The organism is Serratia sp. T13T92 (genome assembly GCF_047530105.1).
GTDB classification, from domain to species: domain Bacteria; phylum Pseudomonadota; class Gammaproteobacteria; order Enterobacterales; family Enterobacteriaceae; genus Chania; species Chania fonticola.
Window position 1 is genome coordinate 217,787 of sequence record NZ_JBLJAK010000006.1, and the last position, 18,237, is coordinate 236,023.

General features: G+C 51.4%; 16 protein-coding genes. 2 read left to right on the forward strand and 14 right to left on the reverse strand.

Going from position 1 to position 18,237, the window contains the following annotated elements; translation table 11 throughout:
* Positions 1-70 precede the first annotated feature (70 nt).
* The 11 genes from acnB to ACMV5I_RS09550 all read right to left on the reverse strand — a co-directional run bounded on the left by acnB (position 71) and on the right by ACMV5I_RS09550 (position 11,961).
* Positions 71-2,647 (reverse strand): bifunctional aconitate hydratase 2/2-methylisocitrate dehydratase, encoded by a 2,577-nt coding sequence (acnB, locus tag ACMV5I_RS09500; protein ID WP_414824194.1) that lies wholly within the window; start codon positions 2,645-2,647, stop codon positions 71-73.
* A 43-nt stretch (positions 2,648-2,690) separates the two neighbouring features.
* Positions 2,691-3,269: an RBBP9/YdeN family alpha/beta hydrolase gene (locus ACMV5I_RS09505; RefSeq protein WP_284122060.1), complete on the reverse strand. Its 579-nt coding sequence runs from the start codon at positions 3,267-3,269 to the stop codon at positions 2,691-2,693.
* Between the two features lie 25 nt (positions 3,270-3,294).
* Positions 3,295-4,167, reverse strand: a complete 873-nt coding sequence (gene citG, locus ACMV5I_RS09510) for a triphosphoribosyl-dephospho-CoA synthase CitG (RefSeq protein ID WP_121608491.1) — start codon at positions 4,165-4,167, stop codon at positions 3,295-3,297.
* Positions 4,139-4,687 carry a citrate lyase holo-[acyl-carrier protein] synthase gene (gene citX / locus ACMV5I_RS09515; RefSeq protein ID WP_414824195.1) on the reverse strand — a complete coding sequence of 183 codons (549 nt, stop codon included), beginning with the start codon at positions 4,685-4,687 and terminating at the stop codon, positions 4,139-4,141. The genes citG and citX overlap by 29 nt, the downstream gene beginning before the upstream one ends.
* Positions 4,684-6,207 (reverse strand): citrate lyase subunit alpha, encoded by a 1,524-nt coding sequence (gene citF / locus ACMV5I_RS09520; protein WP_414824196.1) that lies wholly within the window; start codon positions 6,205-6,207, stop codon positions 4,684-4,686. The genes citX and citF overlap by 4 nt, the downstream gene beginning before the upstream one ends.
* A 29-nt stretch (positions 6,208-6,236) precedes the next feature.
* Positions 6,237-7,112, reverse strand: a complete 876-nt coding sequence (gene citE / locus ACMV5I_RS09525; RefSeq protein WP_024531090.1) for a citrate (pro-3S)-lyase subunit beta — start codon at positions 7,110-7,112, stop codon at positions 6,237-6,239.
* The gene (gene citD / locus ACMV5I_RS09530; RefSeq protein WP_024531089.1) at positions 7,112-7,402 is read right to left on the reverse strand and encodes a citrate lyase acyl carrier protein; all 291 of its coding nucleotides are present in this window, start codon (positions 7,400-7,402) and stop codon (positions 7,112-7,114) included. Before citD ends, citE begins: the two co-directional genes overlap by 1 nt.
* Positions 7,403-7,468: 66 nt before the next feature.
* Entirely contained in the window at positions 7,469-8,515 is a 1,047-nt protein-coding gene (gene citC, locus ACMV5I_RS09535; protein ID WP_414824197.1) for a [citrate (pro-3S)-lyase] ligase, read from the reverse strand.
* Between the two features lie 80 nt (positions 8,516-8,595).
* On the reverse strand, positions 8,596-9,456 hold the full coding sequence (locus ACMV5I_RS09540) for a fumarylacetoacetate hydrolase family protein (protein WP_202673003.1): 861 nt from the start codon (positions 9,454-9,456) through the stop codon (positions 8,596-8,598).
* 81 nt (positions 9,457-9,537) lie between these two features.
* The gene (locus ACMV5I_RS09545; protein WP_414824198.1) at positions 9,538-10,782 is read right to left on the reverse strand and encodes an MFS transporter; all 1,245 of its coding nucleotides are present in this window, start codon (positions 10,780-10,782) and stop codon (positions 9,538-9,540) included.
* 87 nt (positions 10,783-10,869) lie between these two features.
* Complete coding sequence (locus ACMV5I_RS09550; protein ID WP_414824199.1) at positions 10,870-11,961, reverse strand: 4-oxalomesaconate tautomerase; 1,092 nt, start codon at positions 11,959-11,961, stop codon at positions 10,870-10,872.
* A gap of 162 nt (positions 11,962-12,123) precedes the next feature.
* On the opposite strand from ACMV5I_RS09550, the gene ACMV5I_RS09555 reads away from it, so the two are divergent.
* Both ACMV5I_RS09555 and ACMV5I_RS09560 read left to right on the forward strand, forming a co-directional pair.
* Entirely contained in the window at positions 12,124-13,050 is a 927-nt protein-coding gene (locus ACMV5I_RS09555; RefSeq protein ID WP_202673002.1) for a LysR family transcriptional regulator, read from the forward strand.
* 395 nt (positions 13,051-13,445) lie between these two features.
* Positions 13,446-14,549, forward strand: coding sequence for a hypothetical protein (locus ACMV5I_RS09560; protein ID WP_414824200.1), 1,104 nt, complete (start codon positions 13,446-13,448; stop codon positions 14,547-14,549).
* Positions 14,550-14,635: 86 nt separating this feature from the next.
* Here ACMV5I_RS09560 and ACMV5I_RS09565 read toward each other — a convergent pair whose 3' ends face one another.
* From ACMV5I_RS09565 to ACMV5I_RS09575, 3 genes are all read right to left on the reverse strand, one after another.
* Complete coding sequence (locus tag ACMV5I_RS09565; RefSeq protein WP_414824201.1) at positions 14,636-15,085, reverse strand: LysR substrate-binding domain-containing protein; 450 nt, start codon at positions 15,083-15,085, stop codon at positions 14,636-14,638.
* A 7-nt stretch (positions 15,086-15,092) separates the two neighbouring features.
* On the reverse strand, positions 15,093-15,470 hold the full coding sequence (locus ACMV5I_RS09570; protein ID WP_414824202.1) for a LysR family transcriptional regulator: 378 nt from the start codon (positions 15,468-15,470) through the stop codon (positions 15,093-15,095).
* 404 nt (positions 15,471-15,874) lie between these two features.
* Positions 15,875-18,237, reverse strand: a 2,363-nt coding sequence (locus ACMV5I_RS09575) for an Ig-like domain-containing protein (protein ID WP_414824203.1), incomplete at its 5' end; no start/stop codon positions are given.

Below are 18,237 nucleotides of genomic sequence, written 5' to 3' on the forward strand. Positions count from 1 at the left end.
CTCAGGCATTGCCGATAAAAGCCTGAGAAGCACGACCATTTAATCAAGAATGCACAGCGTACCGATTAATTTAACTGGCATTACCCTCCAGATAAAAAGGCATGCGGTTAAATGACAAATAGCGATAAGTATCCTGAGCGGTATCACTTATATTCGCCATGTAGCCAAGATATTCCTCCACCTCAGGAAGTTGCCCCGTCATGGCCGTTATCGCACTTAATTCAGCAGAGGCTAGATAAACCTTGGCATCCACACCTAACCGATTGGGAAAATTGCGGGTTGAGGTTGAAACGACACGGCTTCCCGGTTTAACCCTGGCCTGATTCCCCATACAAAGTGAACAACCTGAGGGCTCGATCCTGGCTCCTGACTTGATAAAATGACTGAAGTAACCTTCATTGCTCAACTGTACCGCATCCATTTTTGTTGGCGGAGCCAGCCAGAAACGTGTCGCAACCTCACCTTTGTGCTGCGCTAACAGCTTACCGGTGGCACGAAAGTGACCGATATTGGTCATGCATGAGCCAATAAACACCTCGTCAATTTTTTCGCCTGCCACTTCAGAAAGTAAATGAACATCATCAGGATCGTTTGGCACACACAGGATCGGCTGTGTTATTTCAGACAAATCGATATTGATAACAGCGGCATACTCGGCATCAGAGTCTGCACTCAATAACTGAGGATTGGCCAGCCAGGCCTCCATTTCCTTGATTCGTTGCCGGAGAGTCGGCTGATCCTGATAACCCTGTGTCATCATCCAATTCAGTAACGCCACGTTGGATCTTAGATACTCTTCGACTTCGGGCTGGCCGAGTTTAACCGTACACGCCGCCGCAGAACGTTCAGCTGAAGCGTCGGCCAGTTCAAATGCCTGCTCAACCTTCAGCCCCGTCAACCCCTCAATTTCGAGGATACGGCCTGAGAACACATTCTTTTTATCCTGCTTTGCAATCGTCAGCAGGCCCTCTCTGATGGCGAAATATGGAATGGCGTGCACTAAATCACGCAGAGTGATCCCCGGTTGCCTCTCACCATGAAAACGGATCAAGACCGATTCGGGCATATCCAATGGCATAATCCCGGTTGCCGCCGCAAAAGCCACCAGCCCCGAACCTGCAGGAAATGAAATGCCTATCGGGAATCGAGTATGGGAGTCAGCCCCGGTCCCCACGGTGTCCGGCACTAGCATACGGTTTAACCAAGAATGGATGATACCGTCGCCGGGGCGCAGTGAAACACCACCTCGTTGGGTCATAAAGTCAGGTAATGTCTGTTGCAGATTAACATCGACTGGCTTTGGATAAGCCGACGTGTGGCAAAACGATTGCATCACCAGATCGGCAGAAAATCTCAGGCAGGCAAGGTCTTTCAACTCATCCCTCGTCATGCCACCGGTGGTGTCCTGCGAGCCTACCGTGCTCATTTTGGGTTCGCAATACTGACCCGGGCGCACCCCTACGGTGCCACAGGCTTTACCCACTATTTTTTGTGCCAAGGTATAACCGGTGTGCTTTTCTGCCGGAACAACAGCCTGCCGAAACACGTCACTAGGCGGCAATCCCAATGAAGTACGCGCTTTAGCAGTGAGATCACGGCCAATAATCAGCGGAATGCGTCCGCCCGCCCTGACTTCATCCAAAAGTACCGGGCTTTTTAACACAAACCGGCTCACGACTTCTTCACTGTCATGGCGACGGATCTCGCCTTGGGCTGGATAAAGGTCGATCACATCGCCCATCGCCAGTGAGGTGACGTCTACTTCAATCGGCAGTGCCCCCGAGTCCTCCAGCGTATTGAAGAAGATCGGCGCGATTTTCCCCGCCAGCACTATGCCGCCACAGCGTTTGCCGGGTACAAAAGGAATATCCTGGCCGATATACCATAAGATCGAATTGGTTGCCGATTTGCGCGATGAACCGGTGCCGACAACATCCCCCACATAGGCTAAAGGATGACCGGCCTGGCTTAACGCCGCTAACTGGCTGACTGGCCCGATGATGCCTGGCAGATCGGGCGTGATGCCTTCACGGGGAACACTCAGCATCGTCAGCGCATGCAGTGGAATATCGGGGCGTGACCAAGCTTCTGGCGCAGGAGACAAATCGTCAGTATTAGTTTCTCCCGTCACCTTCATGACCGTTAAGGTGATTTTTTCTGCTACCGCTGGGCGAGAGGTAAACCATTGCGCGTCGGCCCAAGAAAGAAGAACCTGCTGAGCCATTACATTACCTTGCCGAGCCTTGCTTTCAATCTCGGCAAATTTGTCGAAAACCAGTAACGTCGCAGCCAGCTCTTTGGCCGCCAAAGGGGCTAACACCCCATCATCAAGCAAGTCTATCAGTGGCTGTACGTTATATCCCCCCTGCATCGTACCTAAGAGGCGCACCGCTTCTTCTCGGGTTATCAGTGGGGAATCAGCTTTTTGCTGCGCAATATGGTCAAGAAATTCTGCCTTGATTTTTGCGGCATCATCTACCCCGGAAGGCACATGGTGAGCTAATAATTGCAGTAAGAAATCCCCTTCATCCGGTACCGCTGATTGCAGCAGTTTAACCAGTTGGGCCACTTGTTCGGCCGTTAACGGTTTGGGTGGGATGCCTTTTTCGGCGCGCTCAGCGCTATGTTGCTTATAGTCGGCTAACATTGCTTTCTCCTGAAAATCCATTAAATATTCATGTTAAAATATTTTACTCATTGAATTTATTGATCACTTGCTTGGCAAACTGCCCCACCCGTGTCAGGCCGTAGTCCCAGGGACCAAACCCGGATTCCGCATTGATATGCCCTGCCTCACCGACATCAACCAGCTCACTACCCCATGCCTGTGCCCAATATTCTGCGCGAGCAAAACGCATTAACGGGTCGTTATGGCTGGCGAATGCCAGGCTCGGTACCGCCAAAGGTTGGTTATTGATGCGCTCTTCTAATTCAAAACGTAGCGGCTCGGCCGGTGCCACCAATACCACTCCGGCCACTCCCGAAATCCCACTTTGGACGACATAACAGGACGCCAAGGCACCAAAGCTGTGTCCGACCAAAATGGCCGGTTGCTTACAGGCCAATAGCTCCCGCCGGATGGCTAATCCCCAACTGTCCAAATCGGCCTGAAACCAGTCCCGTTGGCGGATCCTGCGCCACGATGGAAAACGCCGGGACCAGTGGCTTTGCCAATGCTCCTCACCGCTGTCGCGCACCCCAGGGACCAGTATCATGGTCAGGTGTGCCGCCACCTCGGCCAGTGCGTTGTCCACTTCTGTCATGTGCATCAGGCTCGATCCTTGTTAAAACCCGTCAGCATGGGTACTGAGCCAATAGCCAGGTCACAGCCAGCAGATCGGCACTGCCACCGGGGCTGAGGTTATCCGCGGTCATCCGTTGATCCAGCATAATCAACGCCCTGCGACGCTCGGCAAGCCCGGCGTCCTTCATCTCTAACAGTTGCCGGGCCTGGCGTTGCACAAAGCGCAAGCCAGCAAGCCCGCCACGCGATACCAGATTGGTATCGCAGTTATGCGCCATCAGCGTCAGCAGCACATGCCATAACACCTGTTCTTCTGCGTAGCCGGCTTTGCAAGCCTGCTGCCACGCCGGTAATGCGTATTGCCGTACCGTCATGAACCCGCTGGCTGCTTCCCCCCTGGCCCCCTTCATGCCGTATTGCTGATACAACCGCTCGCCTACCGTGACAACCCGACGCCCCTGAACCAGCTCCTGCTCCACCAGATGTGCGCTCAGGGACGACACGGCCTGGCAAAGAGTGGTGCTGGTGATCGCTTGCTGCTGCCCCGCCAGGCGCCCCGCCGCCGTACACAACAAGCCCAGCGAGAAAATCCCCCCCTTGTGAGTATTCACTCCGCCAGTAGCCCGGAACATATCCTGCTCACACGCCAACCCCACCGGCCTCACCCTACTTAACGCCACGTAGCCTTTCTCGTTGGCCGACAGTTCCCCCGCCGTGACGAAACGACTGAACCAGGGAGCTATCGCCGCGATACTGCGGTGAAACAACGGCAAATCCATATCACGATGGGCACCGTTACCATCCCGGTCCACCAAGCCCGGTTTGGGAGTCAGTTCTACTTCACGGCGTAAAGCTTCGACGGACAATTGTGCAATGGCGCCAGCAGTAATGGGCTCACACTGATGAGCTGTTGACGTAGTCATCAATCTTGTCCTCTATACTCTGTAACAACCGCGATAGCGGGTGTTTGCCAGAACGGGCACAAGCATGCGCGGGTTCATCGCAAACCAGACAGGGACGAGCGGGCTGCCTGAAAAGACTGCGGCTCAATAACCCATCTTGTGGGCTAAAAACATCCATATCCCATAACCGCCCTAAAGGGTGATGGTTCTCCAACGCAATCGTGGCACGTTTTACCGCCGCTGCAGGTGCCGTTACCGCCCAGAAAGCCTCCGCGCCTTCAGGCAACCAGAAAACCTGATGCTGACTGATCCCCCACCCGGCTCCCTGCACCAACTGCCCGAACGTCATTAGTGCCACCTGCATGACCTGACGGGCTTGCGGGCTATCTTTAACCTCGCCAGGCCAGACTAACGTCAGTGAAACCAGGGTCTCTTGCCAGTGAGCCAACCAGACTCTTTGCCGTTCGGCCCGTCGATCCCGGGCCGCCAACAACGCCTCCAGAGTCACCGGGGTTGGCGCAACAGCAGGTACGTTACTCATGGCTGTTTAACCTGGCGGACGACGTCAATAACGCTACCATCGCGGTAACGGATCACTCCGACAATGCGATCCTCAAACTCGATGGGCTTCGGCTCACCGGAAATTTCCAATGTCCGCTCATGCAGTGCTTCAATGCTCATTAGCGGCAGACCGGCAACCAACAGGCGTTGGTATACCTCCGGGCGTGCAGGATTCACCGCAATACCATGGTCGGTGACCAAAACATCAATGCTTTCGCCAGGGGTGACGCAGGTCGTCACGTGGCGCACCACCGTAGGAATACGGCTGCGGATCAAGGGCGCGACCACGATGGTCAGATTTGCGGCGGCAGCCACATCACAATGCCCGCCCGAAGCCCCGCGCATGACACCGTCCGATCCGGTTATCACGTTTACGTTGAATTCGAGGTCAATCTCCAACGCGCTGAGGATGACGATATCCAACTGATCACAACAGGCCGCTTTAGCTGCCGGGTTGGCGTAAACGCTGGTCGAAATTTCCACATGTCGCGGATTTTTTGCCAGTGAGGAGGCTGCGCTACTGTCAAAGCTTTGCGTATCCAGCAGGGTTTCAATCAAGCCTTTCTCGTGCAGATCGACGAGGCTGCCGGTGATCCCTCCCAACGCAAAACTTGCCACAATGTTTTGGCGTAGCATGCGGGCTTCAAGAAAACGGGTGCAGGCCGTTGATGCGGCACCAGAGCCGGTTTGTAGCGAGAAACCGTTGTTGAAATAGCCCGAATGCTCGATCACATCGGCAGCAGTTCGGGCAATCATCAGCTCACGCGGGTTACTGGTCACACGCGCCGCCCCTACGCTGATTTTCGCCGGGTCACCAACCTCTGTGACCTGCACTATGCTATCTACCTGAGTCTGCAAAATACTGGCAGGCATGTTGGGGAATGGGACGATTTCCTCGGTCAGCAGCACCACGTGGCGAGCATACTGTGCATCCACCATCGCATAACCAAGTGAGCCACAGCGTGACTGGCCTGCTGTCCCGTTGGCATTGCCATACTCATCGCTGCAAGGCACGCCGAGGAAGGCCACATCAATGGTGATTTCACCACTTTCAATCAGCTTCACCCGCCCGCCATGAGAATGGATCTGCACCGGTTCCTTCATCAGCCCGTTAGAGATAGCCTCTGCCAACGGACCACGCATGCCCGAGGTATAAATTTTGCTGATAACGCCGTTGCGAATATGTTCGATCAGCGGCGCATTACAGGTCATCAGAGAGCTGGAAGCCAAGGTGATGTTTTTCAGTCCCTGCCTGGCCAGCAGGTCCACCACGGTATTGATGACTTTATCGCCCTCACGAAATCCATGATGAAAGGAGATCGTCATACCGTCGCGCAATCCACTGCGGGTAATAGCGTCTTCCAGGCTGGCACACAGTTTGCGCTCATGCTTTTGACGGGCATCGGCCAGGTAAGGAGTATGGACGTTGGCACCACTGAATAGCGTCCAGTGATGCTCATCGGCACAGTGCTGGCGCAATGAATCAATTACATTAATCATCGACTTTTCCCGTTGGTTCCGTTTAATCATCATTGACGTACACCTGATGCATGGGCGCGATCGAGTACGATGCGGGCATGATTAATGATCGGGGCATCAATCATTTTCCCATTCAGTGAGATGACCCCAAGTCCTGCACGTTCACCTTCTTCTGCGGCGGCAATCACCCGCACTGCGTAATCCACGTCTTCCTGTGTCGGCGCGTAGGCGTTATGCAACAACTCTATCTGGCGGGGATTAATCAGGGATTTGCCGTTAAAGCCCATCCGGCGGATCAAATCCACCTCACGTAGGAAACCCGCTTCATCATTGATATCGGAATACACCACATCAAATGCATCAATTCCTGCCGCCCGAGCCGCATGCAGCACCGCGTTACGGGCATAGAACAGCTCGGTTCCGTCACCCCGTTCAGTTTGCATATCCATCACATAATCAAACGCGGCCAAAGCAATCCCCATCAGACGTGGAGAAGAGCGGGCAATTGCCACCGCATTGATTACGCCAACAGCCGATTCAATCGCCGCCATCAAACGGGTTGATCCCACAGGGCGACCGCAAGACTCTTCAATGCGGGCGACTTCATTTTCCAGTTGGTAAATATCATCCGGGCTGTCGGTTTTTGGCAGACGAATTACATCAGCACCGCCGCGAACGGCTGCCTGCAAATCTTTCAAACCAAATGGCGTATTTAGCGGATTGATGCGTACCACCGTTTCAATGTCGCGATACATCGGGAGCTGCAGTGCATGAAAGACCAAAATACGGGCGCTGTCTTTTTCCCGCAGAGACACCGCATCTTCCAGGTCAAACATGATTGAATCCGGTTTATACACAAATGCAGTCGACAACATGGCCGCATTTGAACCGGGGAGAAATAACATGCTTCGACGCAACTTTTTCATCACAACACCTCCCAGTTAAGCGTCTCTTCCTGCGTACCGCGTAACACCGCGCACTGAACCCTGGCTCGGATAACACAATCCAGCGCACCTTTGTCATCAATGATCACCAGCCCATCCGTGACATCTAGCGCCTTCAGGGTTTGGTGCACGACTGCCGCTATCTGCTCACCAAACTGCTTGAACACTTCACTGTTAATGACGACGTCCAGCCCTCCCTCTGACGGACTCACCTTGACCAACAAATCGCTGGACTCAAAGGTGCCAGCCAGAGCCGCCTTAGTTATTTTCATGGTATGAATTCCTGCCTCGAGACATTGGTAAAATGGGTAACCTTATTGACGGTTGATGAACGCATTTCAGGATGTACAGACCGGTAAGCAATAGGATTGTAGATAGGGCAACGTGGTCTTGGGCACAATGTCCTCAATAGCCTCGGCCTGATGTTGTCGTAATAGCTGGCGTACATCGGAAGCGGAAATCGCCCGGCCATTCAAGGTGGTTTTACGGTCGATCTCCACCACGCTTATTGCCCGTGAGATTGCGTTGTCTGAGCCTTCCAGCCAGTAATGCATGGCATCGTTATATTGTGCTGTGACTGCGCAATGGGGTTCCGTGCCGACAAAACGGTGAGTGATCCCTAACGCAGGCGCGATATAGCGGCGGAAAATAAGCAGATCCATCGCTGAATAGGTTTCGTTAATCACCTTCTGTTCTTTGAGGAAATAACTGGGGAATGTTGCCCGGGAAATCATGTAACAAGTGCCGGGGTGGACCGTCAGGCCACTGAGGTCGGCCACACCTTGGCTTACCATTTCCAACCGTTGCGCGAACGGGAACAGTGAAACATCCTCACTTACGACAAAGATATGCAACCAATCACAGGCTTGCAGTGCCTGCTCGACCAAATAACGATGACCAAGAGTGAAGGGGTTGGCATTCATCACGATACAACCGATACGCTCGCCCGGTTTCCTGAACGGCTGGAGCGAGGCGCGATACCGGGCTATACCCACCGGCGTGTTTTCCAGCAACACGCTGATACCTGGAACCTCAGCTATCGGGAAAAAACCGCATCCGCGGAAGAAAATCTTATTTTCAGGGCGGGTATACAAGAAAAGGTGTATGTTGCCACGCTGGGCGGCCAGCTTAGCCACCTCTTCGACAATCCGTACGCTGAGCTTTTCCCCACGCCAGGCAATATCCACGGCCACACACTTGATAGTGTTACCAGCCAAACCGGCACAGGCGATGATGTTCTTGCCCTTGCGGGCAATGACAAACAGCTCAATGTCCCGATCTACCCCCAGATGGCAATGCTGTAAAAACGAGTGTATCTCTCCGATCCAAACGACATCATCGGTAACTGAAATCACTTCAAATTCAACGGAGTCAATGATATCCATCAAGGGTACTCCCAGGCTGCCGTCCATAACGTCACTCCCACCTTTTTGACATCTCTGCTGATGTTCTGGAGCCCGTTTTATTACGCAGGAATGTTGCATCGTGAACTGGCTTCAACAATTGAGTTGCGTAAATGGCCAATGTTTTCAATCTCTACTTCGATACAATCCCCCGATTTCATAAACAGTGGAGGATTACGTTTTTTCCCAACCCCACCCGGCGAACCAGTGATGATGACGTCACCAGGGCTGAGGAAGGTGAAGGTGCTGATGTACTCAATTAATTCAGCGACTTTGTAGATCATGCTGCTGGTATGGTCGTCCTGGACCAAGTGGCCATTCAGATAGGTACGGATAGATAAAGCGTGGGGATCGGGAATTTCATCGACCGTAGTGAGAAAAGGCCCGAAAGAGCCGGTTTTACGCCAGTTCTTACCGGCGGTATACCAACTGTGCTGCCAATCGCGTACAGAGCCGTCCATATAGCAGCTGTAACCCGCGACATACTCAAAGGCCTGCTCACGGCCAATGTTCTCACCTGATTTACCAATAATGACCGCCAACTCACCTTCGTAATCAAACTCCTTGGTTAACCCAGGTTTGATGACATCGGTATCGTGGCCGGTTTGAGAGTCGGCAAAGCGGACGAATAACGTGGGTGCTGGGTTCTGTTCATTAAACTCTTTACGTTTCTCCGCATAATTCATGCCGACACAAAGGATTTTACCTGGCTGTTCAATGACCGGCAGGAAGGTAAGATCATCGAGAGAAATATCAGGCTGGCAACGGATAAATTCACGAGCCAACGCAAGAGAATCACCTTCCAACAATGATTTCAAAGTGGGGTACCGCGCACCAATTCTATCCCCCAGATCGATAATGCCGTTGGGAGTATAAATACCGTAACTTTTTTGACCACCGTGGCTATAGCTTGCGAGTTTCATAAAAGCGCCTATTGGATTTTCCTGGGCCGGCAAGAAACACGCTCATTGCCGGCAATAATAATTCACTGCTTAAAAACGGGGCTATTCATTACTCTTGGCGGGGACAAGTTGGATGTTACCCACAGCCCCTAAATAATTGGCTACCACAATCCCAATCCCCAGCAAGGCGATAATGAACCCTGTCATCCCTGGCCAGCCGAATGTGGCAAAAACCTGTCCATTGCAATAACCGATTACCGAGCCGCCCATGTAGTAGAAGAACAGGTATAACCCCGTTGCTTGTCCACGAGAATGGGTCGCATTTTTACTCACCCAGCTTAAGCCGATAGAATGACAGCCGAAGAAACATCCGGTAAAAATGACTGCGCCAACAATGAATACGGCAGTATTTTGTGTCAACGTCAGCAACATCCCGATAATCATCATCACGAAAAGGCCAGCCAATACTTTCATTCCACCAAACTTCGCTGATAAACGCCCTGCCTGTGGTGCAGTGAAGAAACTCAAAGCAAAACTGAATGAAATCAATCCAGCTTGCGCATGTGACACATTAAACGGCTCTTTAGCCAAGAAGAAAGCAAGATAGTTATACAAAGAGGTAAATACACCAAAAATAATAAAACTGACGACAAACATTAGCGCCAACTTTTTATTTTTAAAGTGTTGCGCGCCTTCTTTCAGAACACGGGTGAAATTTATACTTTTTGATGCCTGGAATTTTTGAGACTCCGGCAAGACAAAATACACCATCAACGAGACCAGCATCAAAAGCACGGCAAAGCCGTAGAAGATGATGTCGATGGAGACATAGTCAATGAGTTGGCTGGCTAGAACACGTCCTGACATACCGCCTATCGAGTTACCAAATACAAAGTATCCGGTGACCACCCCAGCGACGACGGGAGCCACTTCCTCACTGATATAAGCGGTCGCCGCTGCCGCTATACCGCTGAGCGCCAACCCAATAACACCGCGTAGCATCACCAACAACGCCCAGGATTCAACGAGGGGGCATAGGAGAGTGAGTACGCCCCCGGTAAACAGCGACACTATAATTAACCGTTTCCGTCCAAATCGGTCTGAGAGCGTGCCGGTAAATAGCAAGCCTATCGCCAATAACGCGGTCTCCGCGGAGAGAATAATACTGACATGGCTAACGGCAACGTCATACTCAATGGCTAAACGAGGAAGCAGAGGTTGTATAAAAAATAAAGAGGCTAGTTCAGCCAACCCTGAGACAGCCAGGGCCAGTATTACGCGATAATAATTTCTGGCACTGACACCGCTGCCTTTTCCTGGCAGATCAGCCGATTTGGACACAGTCATTATGACCTCAAATTTATATTAAGTGTAGGTACAGAGAGATAAATCACAGTTAAATAAAACATATCTACTCATTGACGCAATACGAAATCAATAAGCGTCTTCCGTTTCTAAATCCCCTTCAGCCACACACACATTGCCAACAAATAATTTTCGGGCAGTCCTTATCACTGAGGCACGGACACTTTCCATTTCACTCCCTGTTTTAACCAAAGAGATATCAATTTTTCCGCTGGGGTGCTCAATGACGACGTGTTCGAGAAAGACACCCGCCGGTTGGTCAACGAATTGATTGGCTATACTCCCTGGCATCAGGCAGGCGGTAGCAATGCCTACTGAGCCCGTAATGGCTAATGATTTATGACAATTATGGGGCATAAAATAACGGACTTTTAAGGTGCCACCTGCGCTAGCTTCACTTAATAATACCGGTTTAGGTATCACCTTTTTACTGACATCGCCCAACCCCATGGCCAACCCGGCTTTTAATCTGATATTTTCGAGCGCCTGAAGAAAGTTTTTATCCGCGTCTAATGCCTGTGGCAATTCATCACCGCGTTTACCTAAATCGCGGGCGTTGATTAACACCATGGGCATAGCCATATCAATGCAAGTCACACCGATACCCTCTATAACATCGATGACCTTACCTGTCGGGAGTAATTTACCCGTTTTGGAGCCGGCAGAATTCAAGAAAGTCAGCCCAACCGGTGCCGCACTACCTGGCACGCCATCGATCGTGGTACCGCCTTCATAGGTCACAATTTTATCAGGGGTCTGAATATCAGCATCGATCAGGGTGCCGGTATTGAGATTACGAATTCGCACCCGGGTCACGGGATCGGTAGCAACCACCAACCCCTTTTCAATAGCAAAAGGCCCAACGGCACACAGCATATTGCCGCAGTTTGGCGTGGTATCCACATGCCGCTCTTTTACCATCACCTGTGCAAACAGATAATCGATATCAGCATCAGCGCTGGTCGATGGGCTCACTATCGCCACCTTACTGGTTTGCGGGCTTCCACCACCGATACCATCGATTTCAAGTTCATGACCGGCCCCCATCAAGGACAAGAGTATTTCATCTCTTGCTTCACGTTCCTGAGGTAAATCACTGGCCAATAATACGGGACCTTTAGAGGTCCCTCCACGCATGAGCACACAAGGGATCTGCAACATAATTAATCATCTCGGCAGTGAACAACTTTTGATGACACAAGATTCCCATAAGGTGATCAATTACTCTAATGCCGAAAATCGGGAGATTGATTCGATTTTGACATTAATACCGATGCTATCATTGGGGTTAAACAGGCCTCTTTCTTCATTTAGGGTTAAGCGATGCAGCATGAGCTACAAGGGATCCAAGCTTTTGTAAAAGTTGCAGAATTTTGTTGCTTTACCAAGGCCGCTGAGGCGCTGAACGTCACTCAACCCGCGCTAACGCGCAGAATTAAAAAGCTGGAAGAGAGCCTGGGTACGCCGCTGTTTGAACGTTCTACTCGCCGGGTCAGTCTGACCGCTGTCGGCAAGAGTTTTTTACCTAATGCACGGAATTTGCTCAATTTATTTGAAAATTCAGTGTTGAATATTAAAGAAATGGCCTCGCACCAGGTTGGGAAAGTCACGTTGTCTTGTCTGCCTACTGCCGCATTCTATTTCCTACCTACCGTTATTCGTGACTACAATGCCTCTTATCCAAATATTCGTGTGCGGATCCTTGAGCACGGTACAAATAATTGCCTGGAAGCGGTGCTAAATGGCGATGCTGACTTCGGCATTAACATGATCAATGTCACACATCCAAACGTTGAATTTATGCCGTTAGTTAATGAGCCCTTTGTGCTGGCTTGTCGACGAGACCATCCTTTGGCTCAAAAGCCATTGGTGATGTGGGAGGAATTGGATGGGTACCCACTTATTGGTGTGAGACGTTCCAGCGGTAATCGCCTTCTCATTGAGAAAGCCCTGGAGAATACCAAGTGGGATCCGAATTGGTTTTACGAAGTTCGCCATCTTTCTACCTCGTTGGGGCTGGTTGAGGCGGGCTTGGGAATTGCGGCACTTCCCAGCCTGGCCATGCCCAAAGATGACCACCCTACCTTGGTGAGTCGCCCCTTGATTGAACCGGTGGTGAGAAGAACACTCGGTTTGATTCAACGCCGTGAGGCCTCACTTAGCCCGGCAGCAGAACGATTCAAGGAAATGCTGTTACAACTGTGGTCAAACGACCGGAATAGCCCTTGGGTCGGGAAATTCAACCTGTGACTCTAGGTTTGGACATCATTAGTGCCCTGCCGACTGCGCCAGCCTCGAAACCTCTTCCCCAGGAGGCCTGTCTGTGGCTCCACTGACGCAAAAAATCCGAGCAGCTAAACCGTAATACAAGTCGTATAAGCTCGCAGACGACGGCAACATGCTTTTGCTCGTTCATCCCAACCGCTTTTCTGAGAGGTGACAGGAATGACATCAAGCGATCCGGGTTACGAGTACCTCATTAAAACAGCATAAAAAAACACCTGATTGTCCCCCGGTCATCAAGGAAGCAACTATTGTTAAGGTACGGGCTGTTTGTCTGCTTAAGGCTCTCACCACAGATGTTAGCGGAAAGACCCCAAAGAAGCCGTACCACCTAAATAATATTGTCATTTTGCGAGGTGCACATGCTTTATGTTGATATCCCTAGCCGTGAAGAATATTCCTATTTAGCTGATATTCATGCGGATGCTTGTATCTCGATTTATCTTGAAACCTCGCCTCTACGCCAGCACTTAGAGGCCAGTAAAATTCAACTTGGTAACTTCATCAAGGAGGCGTTGCTGCAGGTTGCAGACAGCGGCCTGGATAAACGCCGTGTTGCCTTGTTGGAAGAACAGCTTCGCTCTGTGCTGGAAGATGAGTCATTTTGGGACCTGCATGCACGCAGCCTGGCGGTGCTTGCAACACCAGACAGTATCCGAACTTACCGGCTGGCCAATGAGCTATCTAATCGACTTGAGGTGGGCAAACGTTTCTACCTTAAACCGCTACTGCGTGCGTTAACCTTCCCACATTCGGCCTACATCCTTGCCCTCTCGGAAAACCAGACGCGCCTGATCGAATTTTTTGCTGATGCTCCCGCAGAAGAGATGACAGTGCCAGAGATGCCCACCACCATGAAGGATGCCATGGGGGATGCAGCATTGAATGACCACCACCATGGCGCGACACATCACAAAGTGCGACTGGCGCAATATACTCGCAAAATTGACCAGGCATTACGTCCACTGTTTGCCAGACATGATTCTCCGCTTATCCTTGTCAGTACCGAGCCGCTGGCCTCGATCTACCGTTCAACAAACTCATTGGCTAACCTGGCAGAGGAAACGCTTTTCAAAAATGCTGAGCACCTTGGTACTTCTGAATTAGTAACGTTGGTGCGGCCATTAATGGATAACTATTATCAGGAGCAATTGAACGCGTTAGCCTCGCGCTTTGAAACACGCTTAGGAGAACGCCGGGTCACTCAGGATCTTTCAGATGCGGCAAGAGCAGCCACGTTCGGCGCCATTGATTTGCTACTGATTAACCTCGACTGCAAGCTGAAAGGCACCATTGATGAACAGGGATTAATCACTTTCAGTGACAACGATGAGGATGACGCCTACGATTTAATTGATGAGATTGCCAAAAGAGCGATGGCTACCGGAGCAAGAGTTTTAGCCGTACGCAGCGACGATTTACCTTCCGGTGCCGATCTTAACGCCATATTACGTTTCCCACTATAAAAGACTCTGTCTGGTCAAGGAAGGTGCGATCAAATTAGGTCGCATCTTCTTGGATAGCCAGTACCGAGGAACAATCTTCCGTAGTATCAATTCTCACCAGAGAGAAGTTTTAAACACGCCGCTTTGACTTCATCCATCAGCTGTTTAGCCAGCGGAGTCAGCCCATGTTGTTGTCTGTGAATCAGAACATATAGGGCATCCGGCAATTTTTCTTTTATAGGTATCTCGGTGATAAGATCTTTTACATAAGAAATACCTAAAACTGCCTTGGGGCCAATGAAAAAATAATCCTCATTTAACACCATTTGCTCACCAATGCTCAATGAGTCTCCATAAATCACGATATCCTTGCTCGTTTTCCCATTTGGGAAAATAAATTTCTCTAGTTCTTTATAATATCCGGTTCTGGTACTGGGGAAATACCATTTTGCCCCTTGCAATTCGCTTAATGAGCGGCAATGAGAGAGAGGGTGCCCCTTTCTGGCAATAATACAGAATTCCGCGTTGATCGGTTGCTCGACAATAAACTCACTCATTGATATTTCAGGTGACGCGATACCAATAAAAAAGTCCAATCGCCCTAGCCGAAGGGAGCACACTTAAAGCAGGCAAGTGTGAGCAACCAAAGACTACGTTACCCTGAGATTGTTGACTCAATTGATGCAACTCATCTACGGCTCTTTCCAGATCGTTAAGTAGCGTGTTAACCCTATGTTCAAATACACGCCCCATCTTGGTTAAAACCATGCCCTGCGGCCCTCGGGATAATAAGGATACCCCCAAAATCCGCTCTAACTCCTGAATACTTTTGGTCATAGCAGGCTGGGTTTTGAACAAAGCCTGTGAAGCGGTTCTGATGTTTCCGTAATAGATAATCGCCTGAAAATCCCTGAGCTGATTGATTTTTGGAAGTTCTTTCATGGGCCACCGTCTATTTTCAAACTAAATAACAGCTCGAGAGTGAATAACTTTAAGCCTAGATGCTGAACCCAAAAATGTAAACGCAACAATTTGTTATCTCACAGAATCAGTTCACCTCTCAACAATGTCTTTCAATATCATATCATTACACCAAGCTAGCGGGATAAGGTTTCATTGGTAATTGACTAATACCTTACTTTAAAGTGCCATACCTCTTGGTCGAGCAGGCCATAGCCCCTTGAACTTGACAAGCAACGGGTATGTAGCATTAAAAAAGGCCCCCTTATAGGGAGCCTCGCTTAAGAACACCGCTTCAAATAGCGGCCTTGACTAAGCAGATACTGGAGCCTGTCTCATTAAATACCCTTTATGGACAAGCCCCCGCCTCTGCAACTACCTTAGCTTTAGTTATAGATGATCTGCAGGCCTGAAACAAAGACGCCTGAACCTCCATTTGTTCCTGTCGAATAAACGATAACCCCATAGATCGTATCCGATACGGTTGCGGTATAGGCCGTTCCCGTTGACGAACCAACCTTATGATCGGCACCGTCCTTCCATGTCAACATTTCCAGTAACTGATCTGGTAACCCTGTAATTGCCACCCTCGCACTGTACCCGGTGATAGATGTCACCTTGTCCAGTTCAAGAACCTCGGAAGACGCCTGTCCACCTGGGCCACCCGCAATCAGACTCCCATTTGAGTAGAAACCGTCGACCACTGCCGCGCTCCTGAATGTCAGGGATGGGTACTTCTCTTTCGAGATCAGCGTAGTGTATGCTGTCTTGGTACCAATAATTGCACTCGTCTTGGCCACAATCACGCTCACGTCAGTTTCCGCAGTCATCCCCTCAAAGGTTACAGACAACTTACCTGATTCATTTTCATCCGCTGAAGTGACATTCCCTGAGCCATCAACACTAATTTTCGCATTACTGCTCTTCCAAGAGCCGGTTTTGGTAATATCGACTTTTGAACCGTCTGAATACACCGCTTCTGCAGTCACGTTAGTACCAAAGTATTTAGTCAACGTGATGTCTTGCTTACTGAGCGCAACACTTTTCACCACTGTTTTAAAGCTTACAGGGACACTGTTAGATGATTGACCATTCAGTTGAGCATTAACCGTCACAGTTTCCTCTGCCGTGTTAACGATCCCAATTCTGGCCTGTCCATTCTCATCAATGGTGACAGTGCTATCGCCGATAAATCTTGCACTCCCGGTAGTCGTAAAGGTGACATCCAGGGCACCAGCCTTACCTTTGATAATATTTCCATTCTTATCTGTCATAGTTACGATCAGATTGTGAGTAGAAAGCTCGCTTGGCGTATCCTCGCTTTTTTGTGTTTCAATCGTTTTTCCAGCTGTTTCAAGAACCAGTCCATTGGTTGTATTGATCATTACCGTACTGATATCCGCTTCAAAGCTCAGTTCGGTGCTACTGATCACGCCGCCGACGTCCGCTTCTACCTTCACGCTGCCCGCTTTATCGCTGGTCACCGGCAGAGTCGCGATACCGTTCTCGTCGGTGGTCACCGTCTGCTGACGGGTTGAACCGTCCGGCTCGGTCACGGTAAAGGTGACGTCGAAGCCCGGCACTGGGTTACCCTGTGCGTCTTTCACTGGCAGTTGCACGGTGTTGACGTCGGTGCCGTTGGCCACGGTGTTACCCGGTTTGCCGGTCAGGCCGTTCTCGTCGATGGTCGCAGTGCTGCTGTCCGCCACGAAGCTCAGGTCGGTGCTGCTGGTCACGCCGCCCACGTCCGCTTCCACCTTCACGCTGCCCGCCTTGTCGCTGGTCACCGGCAGAGAGGCGATGCCGTTCTCGTCGGTGGTCACCGTCTGCTGACGGGTGCTGCCGTCCGGATTGGTCACGGTAAAGGTGACGTCAAAGCCCGGGATCGGGTTACCCTGCGCATCTTTCACCGGCAACTGCACGGTGTTGACGTCGGTACCGTTGGCCACGGTGTTACCCGGTTTGCCGGTCAGGCCGTTCTCGTCGATGGTCGCCGTGCTGCTGTCCGCCACGAAGCTCAGGTCGGTGCTGCTGGTCACGCCACCCACGTCCGCTTCCACCTTCACGCTGCCCGCTTTGTCGCTGGTCACCGGCAGAGAGGCAATGCCGTTCTCGTCGGTGGTCACCGTCTGCTGACGGGTGCTGCCGTCGGGGTTGGTTACGGTAAAGGTGACGTCGAAGCCTGGCACTGGGTTGCCCTGCGCGTCCTTGACTGGCAACTGCACAAGGTTCACATCGCTGCCGTTGGCCACGGTGCTGCCTGGCTTGCCCGACAGGCCGTTCTCGTCGATCTTGGCCGTGCTGCTGTCCGCCACGAAGGTCAGGTCGGTGCTGCTGGTCACGCCGCCCACGTCCGCTTCCACCTTCACGCTGCCCGCTTTATCGCTGGTCACCGGCAGAGAGGCGATACCGTTCTCGTCGGTGGTCACCGTCTGCTGACGGGTAGAACCGTCCGGGTTGGTCACGGTAAAGGTGACGTCAAAGCCCGGCACTGGGTTGCCCTTCGCATCCTTCACCGGCAACTGCACGGTGTTGACATCGGTGCCGTTGGCCACGGTGTTACCCGCTTCCGCCGTCAGCCCGTTCTCGTCGATGGTCGCCGTGGCATTGTCCGCCACAAAACTCAGGTCGGTGCTGCTGGTCACGCCGCCCACGTCCGCTTCCACCTTCACGCTGCCCGCTTTATCGCTGGTCACCGGCAGAGAGGCGATGCCGTTCTCGTCGGTGGTCACCGTCTGCTGACGGGTGC

What these genes read in the sequence shown, in the direction of transcription:
- citG (WP_121608491.1), bottom strand. Translation starts at nt 4,167, where the DNA reads ATGACTACGTCAACAGCTCATCAGTGTGAGCCCATTACTGCTGGCGCC.
- citC (WP_414824197.1), bottom strand. Translation starts at nt 8,515, where the DNA reads ATGGATATCATTGACTCCGTTGAATTTGAAGTGATTTCAGTTACCGAT.
- ACMV5I_RS09565 (WP_414824201.1), bottom strand. Translation starts at nt 15,085, where the DNA reads ATGAGTGAGTTTATTGTCGAGCAACCGATCAACGCGGAATTCTGTATT.
- citD (WP_024531089.1), bottom strand. Translation starts at nt 7,402, where the DNA reads ATGAAAATAACTAAGGCGGCTCTGGCTGGCACCTTTGAGTCCAGCGAT.
- ACMV5I_RS09570 (WP_414824202.1), bottom strand. Translation starts at nt 15,470, where the DNA reads ATGAAAGAACTTCCAAAAATCAATCAGCTCAGGGATTTTCAGGCGATT.
- citX (WP_414824195.1), bottom strand. Translation starts at nt 4,687, where the DNA reads ATGAGTAACGTACCTGCTGTTGCGCCAACCCCGGTGACTCTGGAGGCG.
- ACMV5I_RS09555 (WP_202673002.1), top strand. Translation starts at nt 12,124, where the DNA reads ATGCAGCATGAGCTACAAGGGATCCAAGCTTTTGTAAAAGTTGCAGAA.
- citE (WP_024531090.1), bottom strand. Translation starts at nt 7,112, where the DNA reads ATGAAAAAGTTGCGTCGAAGCATGTTATTTCTCCCCGGTTCAAATGCG.
- citF (WP_414824196.1), bottom strand. Translation starts at nt 6,207, where the DNA reads ATGATTAATGTAATTGATTCATTGCGCCAGCACTGTGCCGATGAGCAT.
- ACMV5I_RS09560 (WP_414824200.1), top strand. Translation starts at nt 13,446, where the DNA reads ATGCTTTATGTTGATATCCCTAGCCGTGAAGAATATTCCTATTTAGCT.
- ACMV5I_RS09550 (WP_414824199.1), bottom strand. Translation starts at nt 11,961, where the DNA reads ATGTTGCAGATCCCTTGTGTGCTCATGCGTGGAGGGACCTCTAAAGGT.
- acnB (WP_414824194.1), bottom strand. Translation starts at nt 2,647, where the DNA reads ATGTTAGCCGACTATAAGCAACATAGCGCTGAGCGCGCCGAAAAAGGC.
- ACMV5I_RS09505 (WP_284122060.1), bottom strand. Translation starts at nt 3,269, where the DNA reads ATGCACATGACAGAAGTGGACAACGCACTGGCCGAGGTGGCGGCACAC.
- ACMV5I_RS09545 (WP_414824198.1), bottom strand. Translation starts at nt 10,782, where the DNA reads ATGACTGTGTCCAAATCGGCTGATCTGCCAGGAAAAGGCAGCGGTGTC.
- ACMV5I_RS09540 (WP_202673003.1), bottom strand. Translation starts at nt 9,456, where the DNA reads ATGAAACTCGCAAGCTATAGCCACGGTGGTCAAAAAAGTTACGGTATT.